This window comes from Arthrobacter sp. GmRoot5-12, assembly GCF_059739365.1.
This window is the reverse complement of the sequence record NZ_AP046056.1, coordinates 3111128-3136669: the sequence shown is the minus strand read 5'-3', so window position 1 is coordinate 3136669 and position 25542 is coordinate 3111128. Positions and strand designations below refer to the sequence as shown.

The window sequence follows — 25542 nt, the reverse complement described above, 5'->3', positions numbered from 1 at the left end:
CGTGGCGTGGGTGAATGCTTGTAAGGTTGAAGGGAACCGCGCGGGGCGGAAGCGCCGGCACCAACGCGCCAGCTAAAGGAGAAGCCATGAACCCGGAACCCTCCGGAACAGCTACGTCCCAGGATGTTGCGGCGCCTGTACGGGCACGCTTCGGCTCCTCCGAGGTACCGGCCTCCAGGGCCACCCAGGACCGCATTGACATCCCTGAATTCGCGCCGAACCTGCAGCCGGAAGGCGACATCCGGCCTGACCGGTTCCTGGACCGCGAGCTGAGCTGGCTCGCGTTCAATTCGCGGGTCCTGGAACTGGCCGAGGACCCCACCCTGCACCTGCTGGAACGCGTCAGCTTCCTCTCCATTTTCGCGTCCAACCTGGACGAGTTCTTCATGGTCCGCGTGGCCGGCCTCAAGCGCCGTATCGCCACGGGACTCGCCGTCCCCTCCCCCGCCGGCCTGAGCCCCGTCGAGGTGCTGGAGCGGATCAGCGAGGAAGCCCACCGGCTCCAGGCACGGCACGCCCAGGTGTTCGCTGACCAGATCCGCCCGGCCCTGGCCTACGAGCACATCCACCTCATGCACTGGGACGAACTGGACGACGCCGCCAAGCAGCAGCTGAGCGTGATGTTTGCGGAAAAAGTCTTCCCCATCCTCACCCCGCTGGCCGTTGACCCTGCCCACCCCTTCCCTTACATTTCGGGCCTGTCACTGAACCTGGCCGTGGTGGTCCGGAACCCCGTCAGCGACAAGGAGCTCTTCGCCCGCCTGAAGGTGCCGGACCAGTTGCCCCGCCTGATCTCCATCGATGGCCCCCGCGCCGGCGCGGTGCCCGGGCGGGTGGCCCGGTTCATTGCGCTGGAGGAAGTCATCGCCGTCCACCTGGACAAGTTGTTCCCGGGCATGGAGGTGCTGGAACACCACACCTTCCGGGTCACCCGCAACGAGGACCTGGAGGTGGAGGAGGACGACGCCGAAAACCTCCTGCAGGCCCTGGAGAAGGAACTCCTGCGCCGCCGCTTCGGCCCGCCCGTCCGGCTGGAGGTGGCCAACGACATCAACCCCAACATCAGGGCCCTGCTGATCCGCGAGCTGGGCGTGGAGGAATCCGAGGTCTACTCGGTGCCGGCTCCACTGGACCTTCGCGGCCTGTCCGTCATCGCCGGAATCGACCGCGCGGACCTGCATTACCCCAAGCACGTGCCGCACACGTCCCGGTACCTGAATGAGTCCGAGACCTCCAAAGCAGCGAACGTCTTTGCCGCCATGCGCCGCCGCGACATCCTGCTGCACCACCCGTACGATTCGTTCTCAACTTCGGTGCAGGCGTTCCTGGAACAGGCCGCGGCGGATCCCAAGGTGCAGGCCATCAAGCAGACCCTGTACCGCACCTCCGGCGACTCCCCCATCGTTGACGCGCTGATTGATGCCGCCGAGGCCGGCAAGCAGGTCCTGGCCCTGGTGGAGATCAAGGCGCGCTTCGATGAGCAGGCCAACATCTCCTGGGCCCGCAAACTGGAGCAGGCCGGCGTGCATGTGGTGTACGGGATCGTGGGCCTGAAGACGCACTGCAAGCTGTCGCTGGTGGTCCGCCAGGAAGTGGACGGGCTCCGCCGCTACTGCCACATCGGCACCGGCAACTACCACCCGCGGACCGCCCGCTACTACGAGGACCTGGGCCTGCTGACGGCGAACGAACAGGTGGGCGAGGACCTGTCCAAGCTGTTCAACCAGCTTTCCGGCTACGCACCGAAATCGACCTTCAAACGGCTCCTGGTGGCACCCCGTTCCGTCCGGTCGGGACTTATCGACCGGATCGAGACCGAGATCCGCAACGCCAGGGCCGGCGTGCCGGGACATGTGCAGATCAAGGTGAACTCCATGGTCGATGAGGCCATCATCGATTCCCTCTACCGCGCCTCGCAGGCGGGGGTCAAGGTGGATGTGGTGGTCCGCGGCATCTGCTCGCTGCGCCCCGGCGTTCCCGGGCTGAGCGACAACATCACTGTCCGGTCCATCCTGGGCCGGTTCCTGGAGCACTCCCGGGTGTTCGCTTTCGCCAACGGCGGGGATCCCGTGGTGTACATCGGTTCGGCCGACATGATGCACCGCAACCTGGACCGCAGGGTGGAGGCGCTTGTCCAGCTGGCCAGCGCGGACGACATCGCCTATGTCCTGGACCTCATGAAGCGCTACATGGCGCCGGAAACATCCAGCTGGCACCTGGACAACGAGGGCCGCTGGAACCGGCACCACCTGTCCGAGGACGGGAAGCCGCTTGAGGATGTCCAGTCCTGGTTGTTGGCGTCCCGGCCGCGTCAACGCAGCCTGAGCCGGCGATAGGCAGCCGCGTTGTCGAGCGATGCACTCGTAGCCGACCAGACTGACCACCCGGGGGAACCCGTAGCCGTAACCGCTGCGGGCGCCATCCCGTGGCGGGTCAACAAGGACCTCCTGGAAGTCGCGCTGATCCACCGCCCGCGCTATGACGACTGGTCCTGGCCCAAGGGAAAGATCGACAACGGCGAGACCATTCCCGAATGCGCCGTCCGTGAGGTGTGGGAGGAGATCGGCCTCCGCGCGCCCCTGGGCATACCGCTGCCGCCTATCCACTACCACGTGGCGTCGGGCCTCAAGAAGGTCTACTACTGGGCGGTCAAAGTCAACGGCAACACCCTGGTTCCGGACGGCAAGGAGGTGGACAGCGTCATGTGGTGCGCCCCAGAAAAGGCGGCCGGCCTTCTGTCCAACCCTTCCGACGTCGCGCCCCTTGAACACCTGCGGGACGCGCACGAAGCGGGCACCCTGGACACGTGGCCCCTGCTGGTGCTCCGGCACGCCAAAGCCAAGCCGCGCTCATCCTGGAGCAAGGCAGAGGGCGAGCGTCCGCTTGCGGCCACAGGCAACCGCCAGGCACAGGCCGTCGGCCGGCTCCTGGATGTGTGGAAGCCCATGCGGGTGGTCACCAGCCCATGGCTGCGCTGCGTGGCAACCGTGGCCCCCTACGCGCGGGCGGCGGGGGCCAAAGTGAAGCTGGCGGAAGGCCTGACCGAACACAAGCACCAGCGCAGTCCCAAGAAGACCGCGGCCGTCATCGAATCCCTTTTCGACAAGCAGCGGCCCGTGGTTGTCTGCACGCACCGGCCGGCACTGCCCACCGTCCTCAAGCAGGTGGCCACCCATACGCCGGCACCCTTGGCGAAGCTCCTGCCCGGCCGCGAGCCCTACCTGTCCCCCGGCGAGGTGGTGGTGTGCCACGTGGCCAACGGCGGAAAGAAACGGGTCGTGGCGGTGGAGCAGTTCAAGCCCTTCGACGACTAGGCAGCCAGTAGACTTGGGGCGTGAGCATCCCTACTCCCTATGAAGACCTCCTGCGCGATGTCCTGGCCGCCGGCACCCATAAGTCGGACCGCACGGGAACCGGAACCACCAGCGTTTTCGGCCGCCAGATGCGCTTTGACCTGGCCAAGAGCTTCCCGCTGATCACCACCAAGCGGGTCCACTTCAAGTCCGTTGCCGTTGAACTCCTGTGGTTCCTGCGCGGTGAAACCAACATCAAGTGGATGCAGGACCAGGGCGTCACCATCTGGAACGAATGGGCAGACCAGGACGGCGACCTGGGCCCGGTCTATGGTGTGCAGTGGCGCAGCTGGCCCACACCGGACGGCGGGCACATCGACCAGATCGCCGAACTGATCGAGAACCTCAAGTCCAACCCGGACTCCCGGCGGCACCTCGTGTCCGCCTGGAATGTCTCCGAACTCAACGACATGGCGCTGCCACCCTGCCACGCTTTCTTCCAGTTCTACGTGGCCAACGGCAAGCTCTCCTGCCAGCTCTACCAGCGGTCGGCGGACATGTTCCTGGGCGTCCCGTTCAACATCGCCTCCTATGCACTGCTCACCTGCATGGTGGCCCAGCAGGTGGGGCTTGAGCCCGGCGAATTCATCTGGACCGGCGGCGACGTGCACATCTACGAGAACCACATGGACCAGGTCCTCAAGCAGCTGGAACGCGAGCCGTACGAATACCCGCAGTTGAAGATCACCCGCAAGCCGGCCTCGATCTTCGACTACACGCTGGAGGACTTTGAGGTGGTGGGCTACAAGCACCACCCCACGATCAAGGCACCGATCGCCGTATGAGCACCGAAAACTTCACCGATCCCCAGTCCTTCACGGAGGAGCTCGCCGCCTCCATCACCGGCGTCGGCCTGGTCTGGGCTCAGACGTCCGACGGCGTCATCGGCAAGGACGGGGACATGCCCTGGCACCTGCCCGAGGACCTGAAGCACTTCACCCGCCTCACCACCGGGCACCCGGTCATCATGGGCCGCAAGACCTGGCTGTCCTTCCCGGACAAGTACCGCCCCCTGCCCGGCCGCACGAACATCGTCATCACCCGGCAGAAAAGCTGGGCCAGTACGCCTGAGGCGGAGGGCGCCGTCGTGGTTCCCTCGCTGGATGACGCGCTCCTTGAGTCGCAGTTTGTCGACGGCGGCGAAACGGTCTGGATCCTGGGCGGCGGCGATGTTTTCCGCCAGTCCACGGACCTCGCCAACGTTGCCGTGGTCACCACCATCGACATGAAGGCCGACGGCGACACGTTCGCTCCCGAGCTTGGTCCCAGTTGGGTGGCGTCCGCCTCCGTCCCGCCGGACGGCTGGCTGACAGCCGCCAACGGCACGCGCTACCGATTCACCAAATGGTCACGGACCGAGGGCTAGGAACATGCTGAAGAAACCCGAAACCCTGTTTGTCCTGGGCTACATGCTGCTGCCCCTGCTGGCGCTCCTGTCCGCGATCGTCGGCCTGACCATGATCCTGGGCGGCAACAAGATCGCCGGTGCAATCGTGCTGGTTGTCGTCACCCAAGCCTTCGCCTTCGGCGCGTTCTTCGCGCTGCGGGCACGGAAGGCTGCCGTGCTGGAGGAGTCGGACCGGGGTTAGTGCATACTGCCGTGCATGGGCAGGACAACCCAACGCGGCCGTAGTGATCCTGCCTTAGGCTGGGGCCTGCAGCGCGCTGAACTGCTGCGGGATGAAAATTGGGGGAATCCTGGTGGCAGGGACTTTGTGGGGTGCCGACGTCGATCCACTGCGCACCCTCGCGCAGCACTTCAGCAAAACCGCGGACCTGCTGCAGCAGCAATCGACACAGCTGGGCAGCCAGATCAACAACATTCCGGCGTGGAAAGGCGCGGACTGGCTCACTGATCCCGAAGCCAACCTCATGGTTATCAAGCAGCACCTTGGCAGCAACCTAGAGGGCGGCGTCACTCTTCGCCCGCCGCGAGGATCCCACCGTACAGACCCTTTCCGTGAAGAATGGCGGCGACGGATCATGGACCACTATCTCCACACATAGAGGCTTGACGATGTACTTGCATTTTGCAAGTATGAGCCGCATGAGCCTTTTCATCACCTGCCCGGTTGAGAGCGTCGAGCGCGCAACCGCCTTCTACACCGCCTTGGGCTGGACCCTTAACGCCGAGATGTCCGATCACAACGTGTCATGTTTCCAGATTGCGCCCGAGCAGTACGTCATGCTCGGAAGCCGCGAGATGTACGCAAGCGTCGGCGGCGCCGAGGAGCTGGTCGGCGGACCCGACACTCCTTCGAAGATCACGGTCTCATTCGACCTCGGCAGCCGCGAGGCGGTCGACCAGCTCACCGAACGCGCCGGCGCAGCCGGCGGGCGGATCGGTGACACCGACGACTACCCCTTCATGTACCAGCGCCAGTTCGACGACCCCGACGGCTACCACTACTCGCCGTTTTGGATGAAGCCGGACACCGACCCGACCGAGTGAGCGACCTCGCCGCGGCCCTCGACGTCGTCGGAGCACGGTGGGCCCTGCTCATCGTGGAGCGGCTGCTCGACGGGCCACAGCGCTACGGCGATCTGCAGCGCGACCTCGGAGTGCCGACCAACATTCTCGCGACCCGCCTGCGCGAGCTTGAGGCCGCCCGCGTACTGTCCCGTCTGCCCCTCCGGCACAACACCCGGGCCTATGCGCTGACCGACCGGGGGCTCGCCTTGCGCGAGGCGATCGTCGCGCTGGCACGCTGGGGCGGCGAGGAAGTGGTTTAGGTGTGGCGAGGAATCGCGATGCGCTCCACAAGCTCGGTTATGCCAGGGTTGTGAGTTGCAGCGGGAGCCCTGAAAGCGGTCCCGGCACAGCGGCGAGTAGGCGATGCCTCTGGTTGTCTGCCGTGAAGATCTTCATCCGCGAAAAAAGAAGTGGCGTCGGCGCCGCTCACTTCATTGACTTGGTGCTGCCCGCAAGGGGCCGGTGGCACCGAGCGGAATCCGGAGCGCGCCTTACGCCGCGTACCACGGACCCACGCAGGTTGCTGTCAAACGAGCAGCGCCTCGAGCTCCGGAAGTCGGCCGAACAGGTCGGGGAGGCCGCGCACCCCGTTGCGCACAGCCTGGTGCGACAGCGGGAGGTCAGGGCCGGTGCCCGCCTCGACACCGGCGAGGCACCGGAGGATGTTCCACCTTGTGTGCCCCAGCCAGCCGCCGATCATGAATACAAACCAGCTTGGACCTGAAGGCGGCAGGGTTCCGTCCCCCGCGACATAGCCGTCGAGAACCGAGTGGAAAATGCTGGGCTTGATGTCGTCGAAACCACACCCCTTCGCGAGGCTCAGCGCGGTCGAGCCGAGCTCACCGGACAGGTCGAGCATGCCGGAGAGCTCCCAGTCGAGCACCACCGGCCGACGCTCTCTAGTGAGCAGGTTCCATGGTTGGATGTCCCCGTGGGTCAGTACGACGGGGCCTGGCCGTTCGCAGGTGTCGACGAAGCGGGCAATCTCGAGGAACGTCTCGACGTGAGAAGCGAGCTCGTCGGCCCACGGTTGTCCGGTCGCCGCCGCCCGCGCTGCGAGTTCGGGCCAGTCCCGTGGCACCGGGTCCTCGACCGGCACCTGCGTCCATGGGATGTCGAGTGCATGGATGCGCGCGAGGATCTCACCGATCTCAAACGCGAACTCCGCCGACACCGGCGCTTCGGGCAGCTTCTCACCTTCGACCCATCGGTGAACGAGTGTATGGTGGCTGGCCGAGATCGGCTCTGGCATCGGAATGCCGGCAGCGAACGCAGCCCGCTCAAACCTGAACACATCCTCGACGCGATAGGTCCAGCGGCGGTCGACGAGGTTCAACTCCTTCACCGCGAACGACCCCTGGTCAGTGTCGAGTCGGTACACCCGGTTGGCGAACCCGCCGTGGACGCGAATCATCGGCCCGATCGGCGCGCCGAGATGCGAAAGGTTCACCCACTGATTCTAGGAGCTGGCAGTTCCTTGATACACCGAACTTTCCCGGCCGCTTGCCGGGACCAGGCCAACGAGCTGCGCAAGGAGCGGCAGGCACCCGAACCTGGAGCAGGACACGTCAGCAAATGACCCGCAAGGCGTAGCCGGGACAACGGGCCCCTCACGCAGGCCGCCGTCGTACCTTTCCGGGCTGCCGGCGGCGTGACGTAACCGACTGCGACCTGCCGGTTCCGAAGTCTAAACTGGACCAATGACTACAGCAGCTACCCCTTCCGTCGGCCTGGTCGGATGGCGCGGCATGGTCGGTTCCGTCCTGATGCAGCGCATGCAGGACGAGGGCGACTTCGCCAACATCAACCCGGTGTTCTTCTCCACCTCCAACGCGGGAGGTGCCGCGCCTTCCTTCGCTGAAGGCGCCGGCAAGCTCGAGGACGCGTTCGACGTCGACGCCCTGGCCAAGCTGCCGATTATCGTTACCGCACAGGGCGGCGACTACACCAAGCAGGTCCACGGCGAACTGCGCAGCCGCGGCTGGGACGGCCTCTGGATCGACGCCGCTTCCACCTTGCGCATGAATGACGATTCGATCATCGTGCTGGACCCCATCAACCGCGACGTCATCGACAAGGGCCTGGTCAACGGCACCAAGGACTTCATCGGCGGCAACTGCACCGTTTCCTGCATGCTGATGGGCCTCGGCGGCCTGTTCAAGAACGGCCTGGTGGAGTGGGGCACCTCCATGACCTACCAGGCGGCGTCCGGCGGCGGTGCCCGGCACATGCGTGAGCTGCTCAGCCAGTTCGGCACGCTCAACGCCGAGGTCAGCACGGAACTGGACGACCCGGCGTCGGCCATCCTGGACATTGACCGCAAGGTCCTGGCCCACCAGCGCACGGACATCGACGCGACCCAGTTCGGCGTTCCCCTGGCCGGGTCCCTGATCCCCTGGATCGACGCCGATCTGGGCAACGGGCAGTCCAAGGAAGAGTGGAAGGCCGGGGTGGAGACCAACAAGATCCTGGGCACTTCCGAGGAAAATCGCGTGATCATGGACGGCCTGTGCGTCCGCATCGGCGCCATGCGTTCGCACTCCCAGGCTTTGACGCTCAAGCTCCGTGACGACCTGTCCGTCGCCGAAATCGAAAAGCTCCTGGACGAGGACAACCAGTGGGCCAAGGTCATTCCGAACACCAAGGAAGCCTCCATGGCGGAGCTGACCCCCGTGGCCGCCTCCGGCACCCTGGACATCCCGGTGGGCCGCATCCGCAAGATGGAGATGGGCCCGCAGTACATCAGCGCCTTCACCGTGGGCGATCAGCTCCTCTGGGGCGCTGCCGAGCCGCTGCGCCGCATGCTCAACATCGCCACCGGCAACCTGTAAGCCGTAGAGCTGCCCACGAGCGGCCTCTACCCGCATAAACGGTGCTCCCCAGCGCCGTTCATGCGGGCAGGGGCCGTTTGTGTGTTCCGGGCTGTCCGAGGAACGCCGCCAGTCGGGCACGGAGCTCCCAAGGCCGGTCCAAGTGATTCCAGTGCAGCCTGAAGACCCGCCACCCGGCCTCCACAAGCGCATTTTCCCGCCAACGCTCCGCGAGCAGCACCTCCTGCGTCGGTTTGTGGTCCGTATATTTGACGGCGCCGTCAAATTCGACGATCACCCGGGTTTCAGCATCGGCGAAGTCTGCCCGGAAGAGGCCCGCAGTCGTCGTGATCTCCACCTGTGGCTTGAATGTGGCCAGACCGAACGAGCAGAGCAGCAGCCTGGTCCTGGTCTCCCCGGCCGATTCCGATCTCGCATCCAGAACCTGCAGCAGGTCCGAAGCGCGCCTGCCCCCGCGCGTGACATGGCTTTTCTCCAGCAGCCGCCGCATGGTGGCCAATGATGCGCCCTTGCGGAGGGCGTGGTCGCCGATGACGGCAGCCTTGTCGAGGGGCATGGTCCGGGCGCAGTCCAGCACGGTCCTTTCGATGGAAGTGGCCAGGATTTCGCGTCCGTCGGGGGTCCACAACGAAGCCAGTTCTTCTTCTGTGAGCGGGAGCCGGTGGGTCTGGACGTCCTTGCCGGCGCTGGCCCGCGAATTGGAGTACTGCGTTGTCACGTGGACCAGGGATCCGGCGTTCCACACATGGCAGCCGTGCAGCCGTGCCGCGCTCGCATGGCTGTACCGGGCCCGTCCCGAGGTTGACTCAAAATGCGCCATGATGCGTAGCTGGTCCCGGTCCCACGGCTTTATGGTGTTCCAGTGTGCGGCAAGGACATATGCTCCCCGCCGCACGCGGAGCAGGGCACCGCTCTTCACTGCTGCTGTCACCACCCGGTCATCCAGCCCGGCAGCGGCCAGCTGTGCGGTGGAGGCAACGGCTCCTTCAGGCCAGCGATCGTGAACCAGGGCACGTACTGTCTCGGCTTTCATCGTTCAAGCGTCGCTGGCGTGCAGGCATGGTGACAGCCGCCCCCACCGCCATGTGCATTGTCGGTAGCCTGAGCGGCCCTTGCCCGCAATACCGTTGCTGCCCAGCACCGGTTATGCGGGGCAGCACCGCTCACGTGGCAAGGAACGTTAGATACCGCCGGGCGGCCCTGGTGAGGGCTGCCCGGGCTGCCGGCCCCAGCTGCCGGGTCTCGTCGAAGAGTTCGGGCACGACGGCGGCACTGCTGCCCGTGCCCTGGAGCGCCCAGGTGCCCACCACCTTCCCCGCCGCAACCACCGTCTTCTTGAAGACTCCGTTGCCGCCGGGAACTATCAGGTCCGAATGCTCCGGCGCCAGGACGGGAGTCCGGTCCGTGTAGCCGAGGACGAACTCATCGAACCCGGGCAGCAGGTGAAGGGAGCGGCCTCCGGGAACACCGGAATCCAGGAGGGATGCCACCTCCGGTGAGAGCCAGTAGCTGGTGCCATCGATGTCCAGCTCCACCAGTTGGCCCTGCACGTGCTGGAACGCGGCGCGCACCTCGGTCAGCGGCAGCTGGGTCCACCAGGCAAAGTCGCGCACGGTGGCCGGGCCATGGCTCCGGAAGTACCGAACCATGAACTCACCGATGGCCTCCTCGCGCCCGGGAAGGCGTGACGCCGGAATCCACTCGTCGAAAGCCGCGATCAGCTGCTGGTTACCCGAAAGCGGCCCCGGAACCAGCCAGCCGTGCCGGCACAGCGTACCCAGGAGATGGATGCCGCGCTGGCCCTGCGTTGGCTGGCCGCCGGCGTCGAAAACCTTGAACAGGCCGGAACGGCTGACGGGACCATCGGCCAGGATGCGGTCCAGCGCCAGGTCGCGCGCCTTCTCAACATCAGCCCAGGCAATCTCCAGCTGCCGGTGCCTGGCCGCAATGCTCCGGGTAAGCCGCTCGGCGGTGAGGTCCAGCATCCAGCGCAGGTCCTCGGGGGCAACCAGGTGCAGCGTTCCACGCATGGGCCACGACCGGACCACACTCCCGGAATCGATGGCAGTGCGGACGTCGGCGATCCCCGCACCGGGTACCCGGACCCCCACTGCCCACAGCGCCGCCGGCAGGTCCTGCGCCTGCATGGCGGTCATCCACCGGACCAGTTCCGGTACTGAGGCGGCACCGTCCCCGGTGAGACGCTGCGACACCAGCCGGAGCCTGCCGATCATCCTGTGGTCGCGCACGGAACCAGATGCAGCCATGCGCCCATCCTAGGCCGGGGACCGCGGTGGCGGGATGCCTACAGTTCCAGCGCGCCTACAGTTCCGGGATGCCTACAGTTCCAGTCCGATGAGCAGCGGCTCCGGGTGCAGCTGGATGCCAAAGCGGCGTTCGACGCCGGCCCGCACCTCCCGCGCCACAGCCACCATGTCGGCGGCGCTGGCTGAGCCGCGGTTGGTGATGGCCAGGGTGTGCTTGGTGGACAGTGAGGCGCGGCCACCGGCCACGCCATCCGGTTCCAGGCCAAAGCCCTTGCCGAACCCAGACTGGTCGATCAACCACGCGGCAGAAAGTTTCACCAGGCCGTCCTGGCCTGCCGGATACCGCGGCGCTGCTTCGGGCAGCGTGTCCGCGACAGCGGCCGGGACGATGGGGTTGGTGAAGAAGGAACCCGTGGAATACGTATCACGGTCGGCGGCGTCCCACACCATGCCCTTGGAGGCACGCAGCCGGAGCACTTCACGGCGGACGTCGTTGGCGTAGGCGCGCTTGCCCACCTCCACCCCGAGGGAACGGGCCAGTTCGGCGTAGCGTATGGGCGCGCTCATCCGTCCCAGCGGCAGCTGGAATTCCACAGTGAGCACCACGTACCGGGGCGAGCCGTTGACGGTGGTCTGCTTGAGGATGGAATCCCGGTAGCCGAACTTCAGTTCGGAGTTGGTGAAGGTCTGCACGGCGTTGCGTTCCCGGTCCCAGGTGCGCACGGCGGCAATGGTCTGCGAGACCTCAGAGCCGTACGCCCCCACGTTCTGGACCGGCGTGGCACCCGTTGAGCCGGGGATCCCGGACAATGCCTCAATCCCGGACCACGCGTGGCGGACGGCGTGCTCCACGAGCTTGTCCCAGTTATGGCCGGCCTGGACCACCACTGCCACGCCACCGCACGAGTCCTCGGCGTTGACCGTGAACCCCTCCGAGGCGATCCTGACAACGGTCCCGGGGAACCCGTCGTCGGACACCAGGAGGTTGGACCCGCCGCTGATGATCAGAACCTGCTCGCCGGCCGCGTCCGCGGACCGGACGGCGTCGATGATCTCTGCCTCGCTCCGGGCCTCAATGAACTTGCCGGCGGGGCCGCCGACGGCGGACGTGGTCAGGGAGGAAAGCAGGGTGGGAGTCACCCATCAACAATACTAGGGAAACCTAGGCGGGCTTCCGGGCCACCGGGGACAGCACGAAGCTCACGGCCAGCATCACCACCACGGCAAGGAGCGAGTGCAGGATGCCCACGTGTTCGGCCAGCAGGCCCAGCAGCGGCGGCCCGCACAGGAACGCCCCGTAGCCGATGGTGGACACCACCGATACCCGGGCCGCTGCCTTCGCGGGATCGTCGGCTGCTGCGGACATGCCCACCGGGAAGCCCAGGGACGCACCCAGGCCCCACGCGGCGAGGCCAACATAGGCGAGCCACGGCGCCGGAGCGAACACGAAGACGGCCAGGCCCAGGACAGCCATCGCAGCGCACCAGCGCATGACGGGTACCCGCCCAAACCGGTCCAGCAGCGGCGTCCCGGCGAACCGGCCGATGGTCATGAACGTGACAAACAGGCCGTATCCGGCGGCGCCGGCGGCATCGCTCTGGCCGTGGCCGTCCGCCAGGGCCAGGGCCACCCAGTCCCCCGCGGCGCCTTCGGCAAGGGCGAGGCCGAGCACCAGGACGCCCAGCAGCAGCGTCCGGCGGTCCCGCCACGCCTGCGCGATCTTGCGCTTGTTGTCCAGCGGCGCCTCCGCCGTGTTCCCGGCGCGGATCAGGGGGATGGGGCCCGTGATGGGGTCTTCGAAGTTGTCCGGGGAGTAGGTGCGCTCCCCCGCCACCGGGGTGACGTCGGCGCGGAACCAGGACGCCGCCGTCGCCACCGACACGGCCACCACGGCCCCCGCCGCCGCAAGGTGCCAGAACACTGGCAGGGACACTGCCGCCGCAGCGGCACCAAGACCCGCACCCGCCACCGTGCCAAGGCTGAAGGCACCGTGGAGCCGGGGCATGATGTGGCGGCCCACTGCACGTTCCACGGCTGCGCCTTCCACATTGGACGCGGTGTTCCAGCTCCCCGTCCCCAGGCCGATGATGGCCAGGCCCATGGCCGTTGCCACCGGGCTTGCCAGCACGGTTGTGCCAAAACCGGCGGTCAGCAGCCCGGCCCCCGCCATGATGCTGCCGGTGCGGATGGTCGATTTGGACCCCAACCGCAGGACGATCAGCCCGGAAGCCGAGACAGAGGCGAACGAGCCCAGCGTCATGCACAGCAGGATCACGCCGATGTTGCCCGGGCTCAGGTCCAGCGCGTCCCGGATGGCGGGCAGCCGGGACACCCAGGAGGCGAACGCCAGGCCGCTGGCGCCGTAGGCCACCACGACGGCGTTGCGCCAGTGGGTGACCTGGGCGGCGGTAGCCTCGGTTTTGGGAGCGGAGGTCAACGGGTGCTGCCCATCATCACCAAGCGCGCATCAGGACAGCTTGACGAGGGCCTGGGCCTTCATCAGGACCTTCTGCCCTGCGGAGACAACGGTGAGGTCAACGCGGGCGGTGCGTGCGTCGGCGTCGAGCTTTCCGATGGTGCCGCTGACTTCGATAGTGGCGCCGGACTGGTCCGTTCCGGTGGTGTCCGCGACCAGGACCGGCTTGGTGAAGCGGGTCTGGAAATCGACGACGGCGGCGGGGTCGCCTGCCCAGTCGGTCACCAGCTGGACGGCTGAGCCCATGGTGAACATGCCGTGTGCGATGACGCCCGGCAGCTCCACGCTGGTGGCGAAGGCCTCGTTCCAGTGGATGGGGTTGAAGTCGCCGGAGGCACCGGCGTACTTGACCAGGTCCGTGCGGTTGACCTCGATGGTGCGGCTCCCGATTTCCTGGCCGGCGCTGAGTTCATTGAAGCTGGGGCTCATGGTTACTGTCCCTCTCCGCGGACCAGGATGGATGACGTGGTGGTGGTGACCGGTTCCCGTGAATCGCCGGAACCGAGGGCGAAGATCTCCGAGCGGGTGGTGATCATGGCACCGCCGCCCATGGCCCGGACGCCGTCGACATGCAGTTCCGCGACGAGGCGGTCCCCGGCAATGATGGGCCGGTGGTGGGTGAAGCGCTGGTCCGCGTGGACCACGCGGGAGAAGTCGATGCCGGATTCCGGATCCTCGATGAGCTGGGCGTCGGCCCGCTGGGCGATGATGATCGCGAAGGTGGGCGGCGCCACCAGGTCCGTGTGGCCCAGCGCCTCGGCGGCGTCGACGTCGAAATGCGCGGGGTGGGTGGCCTTCACGGCGCGGGCGAACTCGCGTATTTTCTCGCGGCCAACGTCGTACACCTCTGCGGCAGGGTAGCTTCGGCCCTGCAGATCCGGATTGATAGTCATGGATTCCAGCCTATCGCCCGCGTGTTGGCGGGCAGAAAAGGCCCGCCGCAACCGTTACGGCGGGCGCTACCGGCGCAGGTTCTTCCGGATGGCCTGGCCGCGGACCACGATGCCCACGACGTGCAGGACAAGGCCCAGTCCGATCAGCGGCAGGGAGGCCCAGGCCAGCGTTTGGTTGCCGCCGGTGTTGCCGATGATGTTCAGGATGATGCCGACGGCGATCAGTCCCATCGCGCTGAAGACCAGGACTTTGTAACGGGTTGGCGCGGTGGCCCAGAATTCGTTCAGCACCGTGCAAGTCTACCCGCCGGGCCTGCCGGATCCCGCTAGAACAGGGATTCCTGCACCGCCGGGACCTCCGAGGCGTAGCCGCCCAGGATGATGGTCCGGGCGGCCAGTTGGGAGAGGTTGACCACGAACGCGGCGTCCGTTCCATCCAGCCGGGCCAGAGCATTTGCCCCGCTCAGGGCAGTGACCGTGAAGCCGTGCTGCCCCTGGTCCAGCGCGTGCGGGTAGGCATGGCGTTGGGAGGGCCCGTAGAGGGCTTCAGCGTGCGCCGGCCTCGCCCACTGCTCCTCCACAGTTACAAAACCGTCGACGGCGGTGCGTGCCAGCAGTGTGCGCACCTCGCCGGCCGCGCGGACGTTGGCGGCCTGTAGGTCCCGTTCCGGGAGCGGCTGCAGGAGGGCGTCCGCTTTGGCTGCGGACCGCACCTGCTGCGTCAGGCCCACCTCGGCTGTCACCAGGTCCTCCAGGATCCGCACCACCCGGCCGTCCCGGGCCCGGGCAACATAAGCGGCCGCAGCGGCCCCCTGCTCCGCGAGCCTGTTCCACTTCCGCGGGCCGGAGGCCGTTCCCACCTTGGTGGCACCGCCCGCGAACGTGGCAACGTACAGCCAGTGTTCCTGCATCAGGTAGTCACGGAGGCCCGGAGTGACCCTGCCGCCCCGGTGGAAGTCGTGCATGAGCCGGGACTCGTCCAGCACAAAGCACCGCTCGCACTGCTTTCCCCGCAGGGCCGGGGCAGCGGAGGCGCAGAGGACGTGGCTCCGCGAGGTTGCCGACTGGACCCGGATGTGGCCCAGGCAGGACCTGCCCGGTTCCACCACCTCGAAGCCGAGGCGCCGGCCGGGGCTGAGGCTGAACTGACGGAAGTCCCCCTCCGGTGACTGGAGGCGCAAAACCGCGCCGCCGCCGTCGTCCGCGGCTCTGGAGCCCTCCGGCGCCCTGGAACCCTCCGGCGCCCCGGAACCCGGCAGCGCATCCCAAAAGACCCCGTGGACCAGATAGCGGGTATCGGTCACGGGGTCTCCTGAAGTGGCGGGTGGGTGCTACAGCGCGGGCTGCACCCCGAAGGCTACGGCGAGCTTCATGATCTTCTCGGCGCGGCCAAGGCGGGGCAGGTCGGAGCCGTCACGGATGACGCGGCCGTTGGCTTCGAAGTCGTTCATGAAGTCGGTGGCCCACGCGACGTCCGACGGCGTGGGGCTGATGACCTCGTTGATCACCGGCGTCTGGTCAATGGCCAGGCACAGCTTGCCGGTCATGCCCATCATCACGGTGATGCCGGTCTGCTCGCGCAGGATGGGGTGGTTGGTGCCGACGGTAGGGCCGTCGATGGGGCCCGGCAGGTTGCCCACCCGGCTGGCGACCACGAGCTTGGCGCGGGGGTAGGCCATGGCCTCCGGGGTGGCGGCCATGCCGGTGTCGCGGCGGAAGTCGCCGGAACCGAAGGCCAGGCGGAACGCACCCTGGGCCTTGGCGATATGGTTGGCTTCCTCGATGCCCAGGGCGGATTCCACCAACGGGATCACGGGGGTCTTGCCGTCCATGCGGTGGAAGCTCTCGGTGACCTGGTCCGCGGATTCGGTCTTGGCGAGCATGACGCCCAGCAGGCCCGGGGTGCCGCGCAGCCCGGCAAGGTCATCAGCCCAGAACGGGCTGGTGGCGTCATTGATCCTCACCCAGGCCTTGCCGCCGCCGGTCAGCCAGTCGATCACGTTGGCGCGGGCCTGGTCTTTCTGGGACGGGTCCACCGCATCTTCAATATCCAGGATGATCGAATCGGCGCGGGAAACGGCCGACTGGTCGAACAGCTCCGGCTTCATGGCATTGACCAGCAGCCAGGAACGGGCGATCTCTGCGGGGATATTGCGTTCCGGCCTAACAGTTTCGGCGGCGATGGTAGACGTCATGCTTTCTACAGTATCCGCCCCGCAAGCGGCAAGGCGAAGAAATCGGCCAGCTTGTGAGGATCAATACGAACTAAACGGGATATGACTGTGTCTCCGGTTAAATGCGGGCAGCAGAAAGGGCCGTTGTGACCTGCACAACGGCCCTTGCTGCTGCCCGCATGGGAAGGGTCAGGGGATGTTGCTCCCGCGAGCCGTGACCCAGAGTTTGTACCAGTCGGCGCGGGTGAGGGCCTGCGCCACCCGGGCTGCGTCGCCGCAGGCCCGGATGCGGTCCGGGTTGACGGTCCCGATGACCGGCGCGATTCCGGCCGGGTGCTTCATCAGCCAGCCCAGCAGGACACCCTCGCCGGAGGTGCCGTACTCCCCCGCAAGCCCCGCCACGAGTTCGGCCGTTGCCGCATCGGCTGAGGTGGGACTGTCCGGTTCGGCGCCGGTGTAGACGCCGCGGGCCAGGGCGCCGTACGCCTGCAGGGTGACGTTGTTCCGGGTGCAATACTCAAGCGTCCCGTGCGGGAAGCTGTAGTCCAGGTGCTCCGGGTGGTTGACCAGGACCTGGCTTTCCAGCCATGCCCGCTTGAGCAGGCTCATTTCCAGCTGGTTGGCAACCACCGGGGTCTCCAGCCGGTCCCGCAGCGCCTCGATCTGCGCTGCGGACATGTTGGACACGCCCAGTTGCCGGACCTTGCCTTCGTCCATGAGCTGCCCGACGGCGGAGGCCACCTCCGCGGGGTCCGCCAGGGGGTCCGGGCGGTGCAGCAGGAGGATGTCCACGTAGTCCGTCCGGAGCCGTTCCAGGCTGCCGTTGACCCGTTCCAGGATGGCGTCCCGGCTCAGGTCGTAGTGGGTCTGAAGGCCGCGTTCGTTCAGCCGGATGCCGCATTTGGTCTGCAGCCGGATCCGTTCCCGCAGACCCGGAGTGGCGGCCATGACCTCGCCGAACACCGCCTCGGACTTGCCGCTGCGGTAGATGTCCGCGTGGTCGAACAGGGTGATCCCGGCGTCCAGGGCGGCCTGGACGGCAGCGGCGGCCTGGTCCACATGGTGGCTGCCATGTGGTTCGTCAGTCCAGCTGCCGCCCAGTCCCATGCATCCGTAGATGACCTCCTGCATCAGGCCCGCCCACGCCGGCGGTTCACGCCCATCAGCGCAACCACGCGGTGGTGTTGGCCGGCAGCTTGCCGTCCTCCAGCGGGCCGCTGCTGACCAGCACCTTGCCGGCCGGAAGGTCGACGGCGGTGTTCCCGAAGTTGGTCACGGACTGCCACCCGTTGGGGCGCTTGAAGTGCAGGACGTCCCGGTTGCCGGTGGCAACCCATTCGAGGTCCTCGTCCGTCTGCAGTTCACGGCGGAGCTTCAGGGCCTCGCGGTAGAGCTCCAGGGTGGAACCTTCGGTGCCGTCCTGGGCCTCCACGGCGTACTTGCTGAACCAATCCGGCTGCGGCAGGTGGGAGCCGCCGTCGCCGAAGCCGAAGGAGGTGCCTTCCACCTTCCAGGGCAGCGGCACGCGGCAGCCGTCGCGGCCAATCTCCACGCCCTTGTTGCGATAGAAGGACGGGTCCTGCCGTTCCGATTCGGGAATCTCGGCCACTTCCTGCAGGCCCAGTTCCTCGCCCTGGTACAGGTACGCGGAGCCGGGAACGGCGAGCATCAGGAGGGTGGCGGCCCGCGCACGGCGCTCGCCCAGTTCAACGTCCAGCTGGTCCTTGGGGCCGCCGGACAGCAGCCAGTCCTTGCCGTCCTGGCCCTTGGCGCCGGCCTTTTCCTTGGCCACCTGCGGCAGCCCGTAGCGGGTGGCGTGCCGTACCACGTCGTGGTTGGAGAACACCCACGTGGAGGAGGCGCCGGTGGCGGCAGCCTCGGCCAGGTTGCGGGTGATGATCTCCTTGAACTCGGCGGCGTCGAAGTCGGCCTGCAGCAGGTCGAAGTTGAACGCCTGGCCCAGGCCCTGGGGGCTGGCATAGCGGGCACGCCTGGTGGCGTGCACCCAGGCTTCGGCGACGGCGGTGCGCGGCGGGTTGTACTCGTTGAACACCGCGCGCCATTCGGCGTAGATCTCGTGCACTTCGTCGCGGTCCCAGAACGGGTGCGTCCCGTCGTCGAATCCGTCCACTCCGGTGTTGGCGGCGCTCAGTTCCAGCTTGGAGAGCAGCGGCTCGGTGAGGTCCTTGGTGAGGGCGTGGGCAACGTCGACGCGGAAACCGTCCACGCCGCGGTCGGACCAGAACCGCAGCGTCTTCAGGAAGTCATCCCGGATTTCGCGGTTGGACCAGTTCAGGTCCGGCTGCTCCTTGGCGAAGATGTGCATGTACCACTGGCCCGGGGTGCCGTCCGGTTCGGTGATGCGCTCCCAGGCGGGGCCGCCGAACACAGAGTCCCAGTCCGACGGCGGGAACTCGCCGTTGGGGCCCTTGCCGTCACGGAAGATGTAGCGGTCGCGGGCCGGCGAACCCTTCGGCGAGGCCAGCGCTTCCTGGAACCACTTGTGCCGGTTGGAGGAGTGGTTGGGGACAATGTCCGCAATCAGCTTGATGCCGGCTTCGTGGAGGGCCTTGGCCATCTCGTCGAAGTCGTCCAGGGTGCCCAGCTTGGGATCCACGTCGCGGTAGTCGTCAACGTCGTAGCCGCCGTCGGCGAGCGCGGAGGGGTAGAACGGGCTCAGCCAGACGGCGTCGATGCCCAGCGACTTCAGGTACGGGACCTTGGCGGTGATGCCCTTCAGGTCACCGATGCCGTCGCCGTTGGAATCGGCAAAGCTGCGCGGGTAGATCTGGTATACGGAGGCCTGGCGCCACCAGTTGGGGTCGGCCGGACGGTCGGAGTCGGACAGGGTTGCCAGCGTGGCAGTGGTGGACAAGGGGTGGTCCTTTTCTTTGCAGCAGGTACATTTATATTGAATCTAAATTTACTTCCCCAAGTATTATCTGGTGCTTTGCTCAGGAAGGTCAACAGCATGCCTGAACTGGTTCCGGCGACTCCCCAGTTGCTGCGGCGGGTCAGTGCCGGCGCGGTCCTCGAATTCCTCCGCGCCTCGGCCGCGGTGACCGTCACGGACGTCATGGCCGCCACGGGCCTGACCCGCGCCACCACCATCGCCGTCTGCGAGGACCTGGTCCGGCGCGGCTGGGTCCTGGAACGGGAAAACCAGCGCGAATTCGGCGGGTACCACAAGGGCCGCCCCGCCCGCCGGTTCGAACTCAACGAGCGCGCAGGCGTGGTCCTGGGCATGGACATCGGCTATTCAAAGGTCATCGTGGTGGTTTCCGACCTCCGGGGCAAGACATTGGGACGGTCCAGCCGGCCTTTCCATGCGGGGGACGTTGGTTCCCGGGAACGCATAGCCTTCATCGACGGCGTAGCCCAGGCGGCCCTGCGGTCCGCAGGAACGGAGCCCGGCCGGGTACTGGCCGTCTGCGCCGGAGTTGCCGCACCCGTGGACCGGCACGGGGAGGTGGTGGCCACGCAGAAGTTTTGGGGGCTGTTCGACCTGGGACTGGGGGCGGCCCTCAAGGAAACCCGGGGCTGGACGGTGCTGCTGGAAAACGACGCCAACCTTGCGGCCCTGGGCGAACGCTGGCAGGGGGCGGCCGCGGGAATTGACGACGTGGTGGTGATCCTGGCCAGCGAACGGCTGGGTTCGGGCATCGTGGAGGGCGGCCGGCTGGTCCACGGAACGCGGGGCAGCGCCGGGGAGCTGGCGTACCTGGACCTGGTGGAAGGCGTGGGCGACACCTACGGCATCGCCCACCTGGCGCGGACCTGGGCCGCCGAAGCCCTGGCCACCCCGGTCCCCACCGCCCTCCGCTCCGTCCCCCACGGGCGGTTGGAAGCTGAGCAGGTCTTTGCGGCGGCGGAACAGGGCGACGCCGTGGCTCTTGGCATCATGGACCGGCTGGCGGACAGGATGGCACGGGTGGTGGGAACCGTAGCCACCCTGCTCAATCCGGAGCTGGTGGTGATCGGCGGCGGGGTGGCCGATTCCGCGGGCGTACTCCTTGCACCCATCAGCGAGCGCCTGAAAGACTTCACCGCCACCCCCGCGCGGGTGGCGGTCTCCCCGCTGGGCGACTCAATCGTCACGGTGGGTGCCGTGCGCTGCGCCCTGGACTACGTGGAGCAGAATTCCCTGGACCTGGACCTGGAGCTGGCCGCGCCGGTCGCCCCGGCATAACCGAGGCCACGCGCCCCTTGCCCGCCGGGGTCTACGCGCCCGGTTCCAGGGCCGCTGCCACCGGCAGCGTGCCGTCGCGGAACTCGATGGTCCGGCCTGCGGTCTGGGGCAGGTCCAGCACCGCCGCGGCCACGATCGCCGTGTTGGCACGTGACGTGTCACGGTCCCCATCCGGCGACGGGTCCACGTCGATCAGCCCGGTCCCCGGCTTGTCGGTCAGTGCCCCGGGCCCCAGGATGGTCCACGCCAGCCCGCTGCCGCGCAGGTACTCGTCAGCGGCCGCCTTGGCTTCGGCGTAGGCGAAGAAACTGTTGTCTTCCGGCACTCCGTGGTCCTTGCCCGCACCGAAGTAGGACACCATCACGTACCGGTCCACCCCTGCCTGGGCCGCCGCATCCATGGAGCGGATGGCAGCGTCCCTGTCCACCGCGTAGGTGCGGCCGGGGTTGCCGCCGCCAGCCCCGGCGGACCAGACCACGGCGTCATGCCCGGCCAAGGCATCGGCGATGGCCGCCGTCGTGGCATTTTCCACGTCCAGGACCGACGGCGTGGCGCCAGTGGCGGCGACGTCGTCCGCATGGTCCGGATTGCGGATGAACGAGGTGACGGAGTGGCCCTCGCCGGTGAGGAGCTGGGACAGGAGGAGGGCCACTTTCCCGTGGCCGCCGATGATGGCGATGCGTGTCATGCACCCATTCTGCCGTCTAGGCAAGACATCCGTAGCGCAGGTACACCACGCCGTTTCCGAACGGGCGTTCCTCCAGCAGTTCCAGCCGAGCCTCCAGTCCGTCCGGCAGGAAGCGCAGGCCGCCGCCAACGGCAACCGGGGTGATGAAGAACTGGCATTCGTCCACCAGGCCGGCGTTGAGGGCGTGTGCCGCCAGCGTGGGGCCGCCGATGCTGATGTTCCTGTCCGTGCCGGCCTTCATGTCCCGCACCGTCTCCGGGCGGAACTGCCGCTCCAGCCTGGTGCGGGGCGTGGGAGCGATGGCCAGCGTCGTCGAGTACACCACCTTGTCCGCCCCCTGCCAGATCCGGGCATAGTCCTGGATCACCGAAGGATCCCCGGACGTGCCCATGGTTTCCCACACAGACATCACCTGGTACATCCGCCGCCCCAGGAGGTAGGTGCCCACATCCCGCTCCAGGTCGTTGATGAAGGCGTGGACCTCCACATCCGGCGCGGACCAGTTGAAGTTGCCGTCCTTGTCTGCCGTGTAGCCGTCGAGGGACATGATTGCGGAGTAGATCAGCTTCGCCATGGCCCCATTCTGCCGCCGGATATCAGGCCCGCATAGGCCTTCGGCGCTGCTTGCGGCATTCCTGGGCTTGTTCGCACATCCGTGCCTTCTACGCGGGTCATTGCGAACAAGGCTAGGACCGCAGCATCCGGCAAAGCCTTACTGCTGCCGCGACACCATGAACTGCTGGCCCAGCGTCCAGAGGTTGGACACCGTCCAGTAGACCAGGACTCCGATGGGGAAGAAGATCCCGCCCACACCGAAAACCACGGGCAGGACGTACAGAAGGATTTGCTGCTGGCGCATCATCGGGCTGTCAGGATCCTGCCCGACCATGGTCCGTGAGGCAACAAGCTTCTGCGTCTGGAACTGGCTCGCAATCATCACCAGGATCATGACGACGGCGAGCACAGCCACGGCGGCCGGGTCGCCTGCGCCGTGCAGCAGGGAGGCGGACAGTGGTGCCCCGAAGATGCTGGAGGAATCGAACTGGACCACCTGGTCGTGTCCCATCACGCCCATGCCTTCGCCCTGCCGCGAGGCGTTGGAAATTCCGGACAGCACCTGGAAAAGCGCCAGGAAGAACGGTGCCTGGATCAACAGCGGCAGGCATGCAGAGAACGGGTTGGTGCCGTGCTTTTTGTAGAGGGCCATCTGTTCCTGGGCCATGGCCTGCCGGGACGCAGGGTCTGTCCTGCCCTTGTACCTGTCCTGGAGCTCCTTCAGGTCCGGCTGCAGGAGCCGCATCCTGCGCTGGGCCCTCACCTGGGCCAGGAACACCGGGATTAGTGCTGCGCGGATGACCAGGACCAGCCCGATGATGGACAGCGTCCAGGTCCAGCCGCCCGCCGCCGGCATGCCCACGGCGGCCAGCCCGTCGTGGAAAGCCACCATGACGGCGGACACCGGCCACCGGAACGGCTCCATCACCGCCGTGAAAAAGTCCACCGATCCCCCGTCCGCCAATTGCTGCCAAGCTACTGCGGATCCGGGAAACAGGAAAGCCCTCGGGATCCATGGATCACGGGGGCTTAGCCTGTAGCGGTGGGGAGGCTCGATCTCCCGACCTCACGATTATGAGTCGTGCGCTCTAACCAACTGAGCTACACCGCCACGAATGAGAAAAACCTGCGTCAAGCCGGTCAAACCGCCTTGACGCAGGCCCTCATTCAGAGCCCCCCACCGGAATCGATCCGGTGACCTCGTTCTTACCAAGAACGCGCTCTACCACTGAGCTAGGGGGGCAACGAGTAAATACTCTACCGGAAGATTTACGCACCAACAAATCGGCGCCCGGAGCCCCTTCCGGACGGTCGGGCAAGTGCTTTTCCGGGCTGCGGAAGCGTGTTTTTCCGCGGAATTCCGGGGCTGGAGGGGTGATGGGAAGCAGGGCGGACGACGGCGGCAGGCGCCTTCCCAGGGCCCCTCGCCACCGCGCCGAAGCCCGAATGTGGCGAGTCCCACACCCGTGCGGTTAAACGCCGATGGGCCGGCTCGAAAGCCGGCCCATCGCCGTCGTCAATTCCTCAACGCCGGGGGTTTACCACTTGCCCTTGCGGTTGAAGTCGCGGTGCCCGCCCTCGCTGCCGCTGCGGGGCTTGCGGGAGCCGTCACCGTGGCCGCCGAAGCGGGAGTCGCCCGACTGGCCGCGGTCGCTGAAGGAGCGCTCGCTGTACGAACGGCCGCCGCGGTCAGCGGAGGACCGCTCGCCGTCGTTCTTGCGGAATTCCTTCTTGAACCCGCCGTTGCCCTTGAAGTTGCCTCCCCGGTCGCCGCCGCGGCTGCCCTGGTAAGCGCCGCGGTCACCGGACGGCTTGCGGCCGTTGTCCAGTTCGAGGTGGATCAGCTCGCCGCCGATCCGCGTGCGGGACAGGGCCTTCAGCTGGTCGGGGCTCAGGTCCGCGGGCAGCTCCACCAGGGAGTGGTCCGAACGGATGTCGATGCCGCCGATCTGCGCGGAGGAGATGCCGCCTTCGTTGGCAATGGCGCCCACGATGGAGCCGGGCATGACGCGCTGGCGGCGTCCGACCGCGATCCGGTAGGTGGCATTGCCCTCGGTCAGCGCACGGGTCGGCCCACGGGAGCCGAAGCCGTCCTTGGAGCGCTCGCGCTTCTGGAATTCAGGAGCGGCAGGCAGTTCCTTGACCAGCAGCGGCTGCCCGCCCTGCGCCATCACGGCAAGGGCGGCAGCGATCTCTGCTGCGGGAACGTTGTGCTCCTCCTCGTAGGAGGCGATGAGGTCCCGGAACGCCGCGACGTCCTCGGAGGCGAGGGTCTCGGTGATGCGCTCGGCGAACTTGCCCAGGCGCAGTGTGTTGACGGTCTCGGCCGTGGGCAGGTGCATCTGCTCCACCGGCTGGCGGGTGGCCTTTTCGATGGAACGCAGCAGGTACTTCTCCCGCGGCGTCATGAACAGGATGGCGTCACCGGAACGGCCTGCACGGCCGGTGCGGCCGATGCGGTGCACGTAGGACTCGGTGTCGTGCGGGATGTCGTAGTTGATGACGTGGCTGATGCGTTCCACGTCAAGGCCACGGGCGGCGACGTCGGTGGCCACCAGGATGTCGATGCGGCCTTCCTTCAGCGCGTCAACAGTGCGCTCGCGCTGCTGCTGCGGGATGTCACCGTTGATGGCGGCGGCCTGGAAACCGCGGGACTTCAGCTTGTCAGCAAGGTCCTCGGTGGCCATCTTGGTGCGCACGAAGGCGATGACGCCGTCGAAGTCTTCCACCTCGAGGATGCGGGTCATGGCGTCGAGCTTGTGCGGGCCCATGACCTGCAGGTACCGCTGGCGGGTGTTGGCGCCGGTGGTGGTCTTGGACTTGACGGAGATCTCGGCGGGATCGTTCAGGTACTGCTTGGACATGCGGCGGATCTGGCTCGGCATGGTGGCGGAGAACAGTGCCACCTGGCGGTCCGACGGCGTCTGCTGGAAGATCTGCTCAACGTCCTCGGCGAAGCCCATGCGCAGCATCTCGTCGGCCTCGTCCAGCACCAGGTACTGGAGTTCGGACAGGTCCAGGGAACCCTTGGAGATGTGGTCGATCACGCGGCCGGGGGTACCAACAACCACCTGGGCGCCGCGGCGCAGGCCGGCCAGCTGGGGCCCGTAGGCGGAGCCGCCGTAGACGGGCAGGACGGTGAAGTCGTCGATGTGCTTGGCGTAGGAGGTGAAGGCCTCGGCCACCTGGAGGGCCAGCTCGCGGGTGGGTGCCAGGACCAGGGCCTGGGTCTTGCGGGACGGGCCGTTGAGGTCGTGGAGCTCGGCCAGGCGGGACAGTGCCGGTACTGCGAATGCTGCAGTCTTACCGGTGCCGGTCTGGGCGAGGCCCACGACGTCGCGGCCTTCAAGCAGCAGCGGGATGGTTGCTGCCTGGATGGGGGAAGGCTTTTCGTAGCCAACGTCCTGCAGGGCGGCCAGGACGCGGCCGTCGATGCCAAGGTCGGCGAACTTCACGGTGTTTTCTTCTGCCTCAGCGGCAGGGGCGTCCGCAGCGGCAGGAGCCTCGGCGGCGAGAGCGGTTGCGGGAGCCACGGGGGCATCCTCAACAACGGCGGTGGTTTCGTTCTGGTTTTCGGGCATAGGGGGATATTCCTCATCCATAGGGGGCCAGGCGGCACTACCCGAGGTGAGCGGAGCCGCAG

The 25542-nt window shown here is 67.0% G+C and carries 26 protein-coding genes and 2 tRNA genes; 10 read left to right on the top strand and 18 right to left on the bottom strand.

Going from position 1 to position 25542, the window contains the following annotated elements; all coding sequences use genetic code 11:
- The first annotated feature begins 86 nt into the window (after window positions 1–86).
- From AC6JAM_RS14475 to AC6JAM_RS14440, 8 genes are all read left to right on the top strand, one after another.
- Window positions 87–2336 (top strand): RNA degradosome polyphosphate kinase, encoded by a 2250-nt coding sequence (locus AC6JAM_RS14475; protein WP_018769100.1) that lies wholly within the window; start codon window positions 87–89, stop codon window positions 2334–2336.
- 9 nt (window positions 2337–2345) lie between these two features.
- The gene (locus AC6JAM_RS14470; RefSeq protein ID WP_134163692.1) at window positions 2346–3314 is read left to right on the top strand and encodes an NUDIX hydrolase; all 969 of its coding nucleotides are present in this window, start codon (window positions 2346–2348) and stop codon (window positions 3312–3314) included.
- A 20-nt stretch (window positions 3315–3334) separates the two neighbouring features.
- Window positions 3335–4138 (top strand): thymidylate synthase, encoded by an 804-nt coding sequence (locus tag AC6JAM_RS14465; RefSeq protein ID WP_497935163.1) that lies wholly within the window; start codon window positions 3335–3337, stop codon window positions 4136–4138.
- Window positions 4135–4719 carry a dihydrofolate reductase gene (locus AC6JAM_RS14460; protein ID WP_018769097.1) on the top strand — a complete coding sequence of 195 codons (585 nt, stop codon included), beginning with the start codon at window positions 4135–4137 and terminating at the stop codon, window positions 4717–4719. Before AC6JAM_RS14465 ends, AC6JAM_RS14460 begins: the two co-directional genes overlap by 4 nt.
- Before the next feature lie 4 nt (window positions 4720–4723).
- Window positions 4724–4942 carry an NF038396 family protein gene (locus AC6JAM_RS14455; protein WP_018769096.1) on the top strand — a complete coding sequence of 73 codons (219 nt, stop codon included), beginning with the start codon at window positions 4724–4726 and terminating at the stop codon, window positions 4940–4942.
- Window positions 4943–5033: 91 nt separating this feature from the next.
- On the top strand, window positions 5034–5360 hold the full coding sequence (locus AC6JAM_RS14450; RefSeq protein WP_268001745.1) for a WXG100 family type VII secretion target: 327 nt from the start codon (window positions 5034–5036) through the stop codon (window positions 5358–5360).
- 40 nt (window positions 5361–5400) lie between these two features.
- Window positions 5401–5805, top strand: a complete 405-nt coding sequence (locus tag AC6JAM_RS14445; RefSeq protein WP_488315819.1) for a VOC family protein — start codon at window positions 5401–5403, stop codon at window positions 5803–5805.
- Complete coding sequence (locus AC6JAM_RS14440; RefSeq protein ID WP_018769093.1) at window positions 5802–6086, top strand: winged helix-turn-helix transcriptional regulator; 285 nt, start codon at window positions 5802–5804, stop codon at window positions 6084–6086. The genes AC6JAM_RS14445 and AC6JAM_RS14440 overlap by 4 nt, the downstream gene beginning before the upstream one ends.
- A gap of 266 nt (window positions 6087–6352) precedes the next feature.
- On the opposite strand, the gene AC6JAM_RS14435 is transcribed toward AC6JAM_RS14440, so the two are convergent.
- A complete protein-coding gene (locus tag AC6JAM_RS14435) occupies window positions 6353–7276 on the bottom strand; it encodes a phosphotransferase family protein (protein WP_497935162.1) in 924 nt (307 codons plus the stop codon).
- 250 nt (window positions 7277–7526) lie between these two features.
- Here AC6JAM_RS14435 and asd point away from each other — a divergent pair, with 250 nt between their 5' ends.
- On the top strand, window positions 7527–8657 hold the full coding sequence (gene asd, locus AC6JAM_RS14430; protein WP_497935161.1) for an aspartate-semialdehyde dehydrogenase: 1131 nt from the start codon (window positions 7527–7529) through the stop codon (window positions 8655–8657).
- Window positions 8658–8715: 58 nt separating this feature from the next.
- Here the strand turns inward: asd and AC6JAM_RS14425 are convergent, their stop codons facing one another.
- The 11 genes from AC6JAM_RS14425 to AC6JAM_RS14375 all read right to left on the bottom strand — a co-directional run bounded on the left by AC6JAM_RS14425 (window position 8716) and on the right by AC6JAM_RS14375 (window position 19342).
- Window positions 8716–9690: a type IV toxin-antitoxin system AbiEi family antitoxin domain-containing protein gene (locus tag AC6JAM_RS14425; protein WP_497935160.1), complete on the bottom strand. Its 975-nt coding sequence runs from the start codon at window positions 9688–9690 to the stop codon at window positions 8716–8718.
- Window positions 9691–9820: 130 nt separating this feature from the next.
- A complete protein-coding gene (locus AC6JAM_RS14420) occupies window positions 9821–10924 on the bottom strand; it encodes a winged helix DNA-binding domain-containing protein (RefSeq protein WP_497935159.1) in 1104 nt (367 codons plus the stop codon).
- Window positions 10925–10996: 72 nt separating this feature from the next.
- Window positions 10997–12064 (bottom strand): UDP-N-acetylmuramate dehydrogenase, encoded by a 1068-nt coding sequence (locus tag AC6JAM_RS14415; protein WP_018769088.1) that lies wholly within the window; start codon window positions 12062–12064, stop codon window positions 10997–10999.
- 22 nt (window positions 12065–12086) lie between these two features.
- Complete coding sequence (locus AC6JAM_RS14410; protein WP_497935158.1) at window positions 12087–13361, bottom strand: MFS transporter; 1275 nt, start codon at window positions 13359–13361, stop codon at window positions 12087–12089.
- 30 nt (window positions 13362–13391) lie between these two features.
- Window positions 13392–13829 (bottom strand): MaoC family dehydratase, encoded by a 438-nt coding sequence (locus AC6JAM_RS14405; RefSeq protein ID WP_497935157.1) that lies wholly within the window; start codon window positions 13827–13829, stop codon window positions 13392–13394.
- Window positions 13830–13831: 2 nt separating this feature from the next.
- Complete coding sequence (locus tag AC6JAM_RS14400) at window positions 13832–14293, bottom strand: FAS1-like dehydratase domain-containing protein (protein ID WP_056388879.1); 462 nt, start codon at window positions 14291–14293, stop codon at window positions 13832–13834.
- Between the two features lie 66 nt (window positions 14294–14359).
- A complete protein-coding gene (locus AC6JAM_RS14395; RefSeq protein WP_018769084.1) occupies window positions 14360–14584 on the bottom strand; it encodes a DUF3188 domain-containing protein in 225 nt (74 codons plus the stop codon).
- Window positions 14585–14619: 35 nt separating this feature from the next.
- Window positions 14620–15597 carry a DUF2797 domain-containing protein gene (locus AC6JAM_RS14390; RefSeq protein WP_497935156.1) on the bottom strand — a complete coding sequence of 326 codons (978 nt, stop codon included), beginning with the start codon at window positions 15595–15597 and terminating at the stop codon, window positions 14620–14622.
- Window positions 15598–15624: 27 nt separating this feature from the next.
- Window positions 15625–16488 (bottom strand): HpcH/HpaI aldolase/citrate lyase family protein, encoded by an 864-nt coding sequence (locus AC6JAM_RS14385; RefSeq protein WP_134163680.1) that lies wholly within the window; start codon window positions 16486–16488, stop codon window positions 15625–15627.
- Between the two features lie 168 nt (window positions 16489–16656).
- Entirely contained in the window at window positions 16657–17598 is a 942-nt protein-coding gene (locus AC6JAM_RS14380; protein ID WP_497935155.1) for an aldo/keto reductase, read from the bottom strand.
- Window positions 17599–17629: 31 nt separating this feature from the next.
- A complete protein-coding gene (locus tag AC6JAM_RS14375) occupies window positions 17630–19342 on the bottom strand; it encodes a glycoside hydrolase family 13 protein (RefSeq protein WP_144600785.1) in 1713 nt (570 codons plus the stop codon).
- 96 nt (window positions 19343–19438) lie between these two features.
- Between AC6JAM_RS14375 and AC6JAM_RS14370 the strand changes: the two genes are divergently transcribed.
- Entirely contained in the window at window positions 19439–20656 is a 1218-nt protein-coding gene (locus AC6JAM_RS14370; protein WP_497935154.1) for an ROK family protein, read from the top strand.
- 31 nt (window positions 20657–20687) lie between these two features.
- Here the strand turns inward: AC6JAM_RS14370 and AC6JAM_RS14365 are convergent, their stop codons facing one another.
- The 6 genes from AC6JAM_RS14365 to AC6JAM_RS14340 all read right to left on the bottom strand — a co-directional run bounded on the left by AC6JAM_RS14365 (window position 20688) and on the right by AC6JAM_RS14340 (window position 25480).
- Window positions 20688–21344, bottom strand: a complete 657-nt coding sequence (locus AC6JAM_RS14365; RefSeq protein WP_018769078.1) for an SDR family oxidoreductase — start codon at window positions 21342–21344, stop codon at window positions 20688–20690.
- A 16-nt stretch (window positions 21345–21360) separates the two neighbouring features.
- On the bottom strand, window positions 21361–21918 hold the full coding sequence (locus AC6JAM_RS14360) for a dihydrofolate reductase family protein (protein ID WP_497935153.1): 558 nt from the start codon (window positions 21916–21918) through the stop codon (window positions 21361–21363).
- A 138-nt stretch (window positions 21919–22056) separates the two neighbouring features.
- Complete coding sequence (gene yidC / locus AC6JAM_RS14355; RefSeq protein ID WP_497935152.1) at window positions 22057–22845, bottom strand: membrane protein insertase YidC; 789 nt, start codon at window positions 22843–22845, stop codon at window positions 22057–22059.
- Window positions 22846–22936: 91 nt separating this feature from the next.
- Window positions 22937–23010 (bottom strand) — tRNA-Met (locus tag AC6JAM_RS14350).
- Between the two features lie 60 nt (window positions 23011–23070).
- Window positions 23071–23142 (bottom strand) — tRNA-Thr (locus tag AC6JAM_RS14345).
- Between the two features lie 295 nt (window positions 23143–23437).
- Entirely contained in the window at window positions 23438–25480 is a 2043-nt protein-coding gene (locus tag AC6JAM_RS14340; RefSeq protein ID WP_497935151.1) for a DEAD/DEAH box helicase, read from the bottom strand.
- Window positions 25481–25542 lie beyond the last annotated feature (62 nt).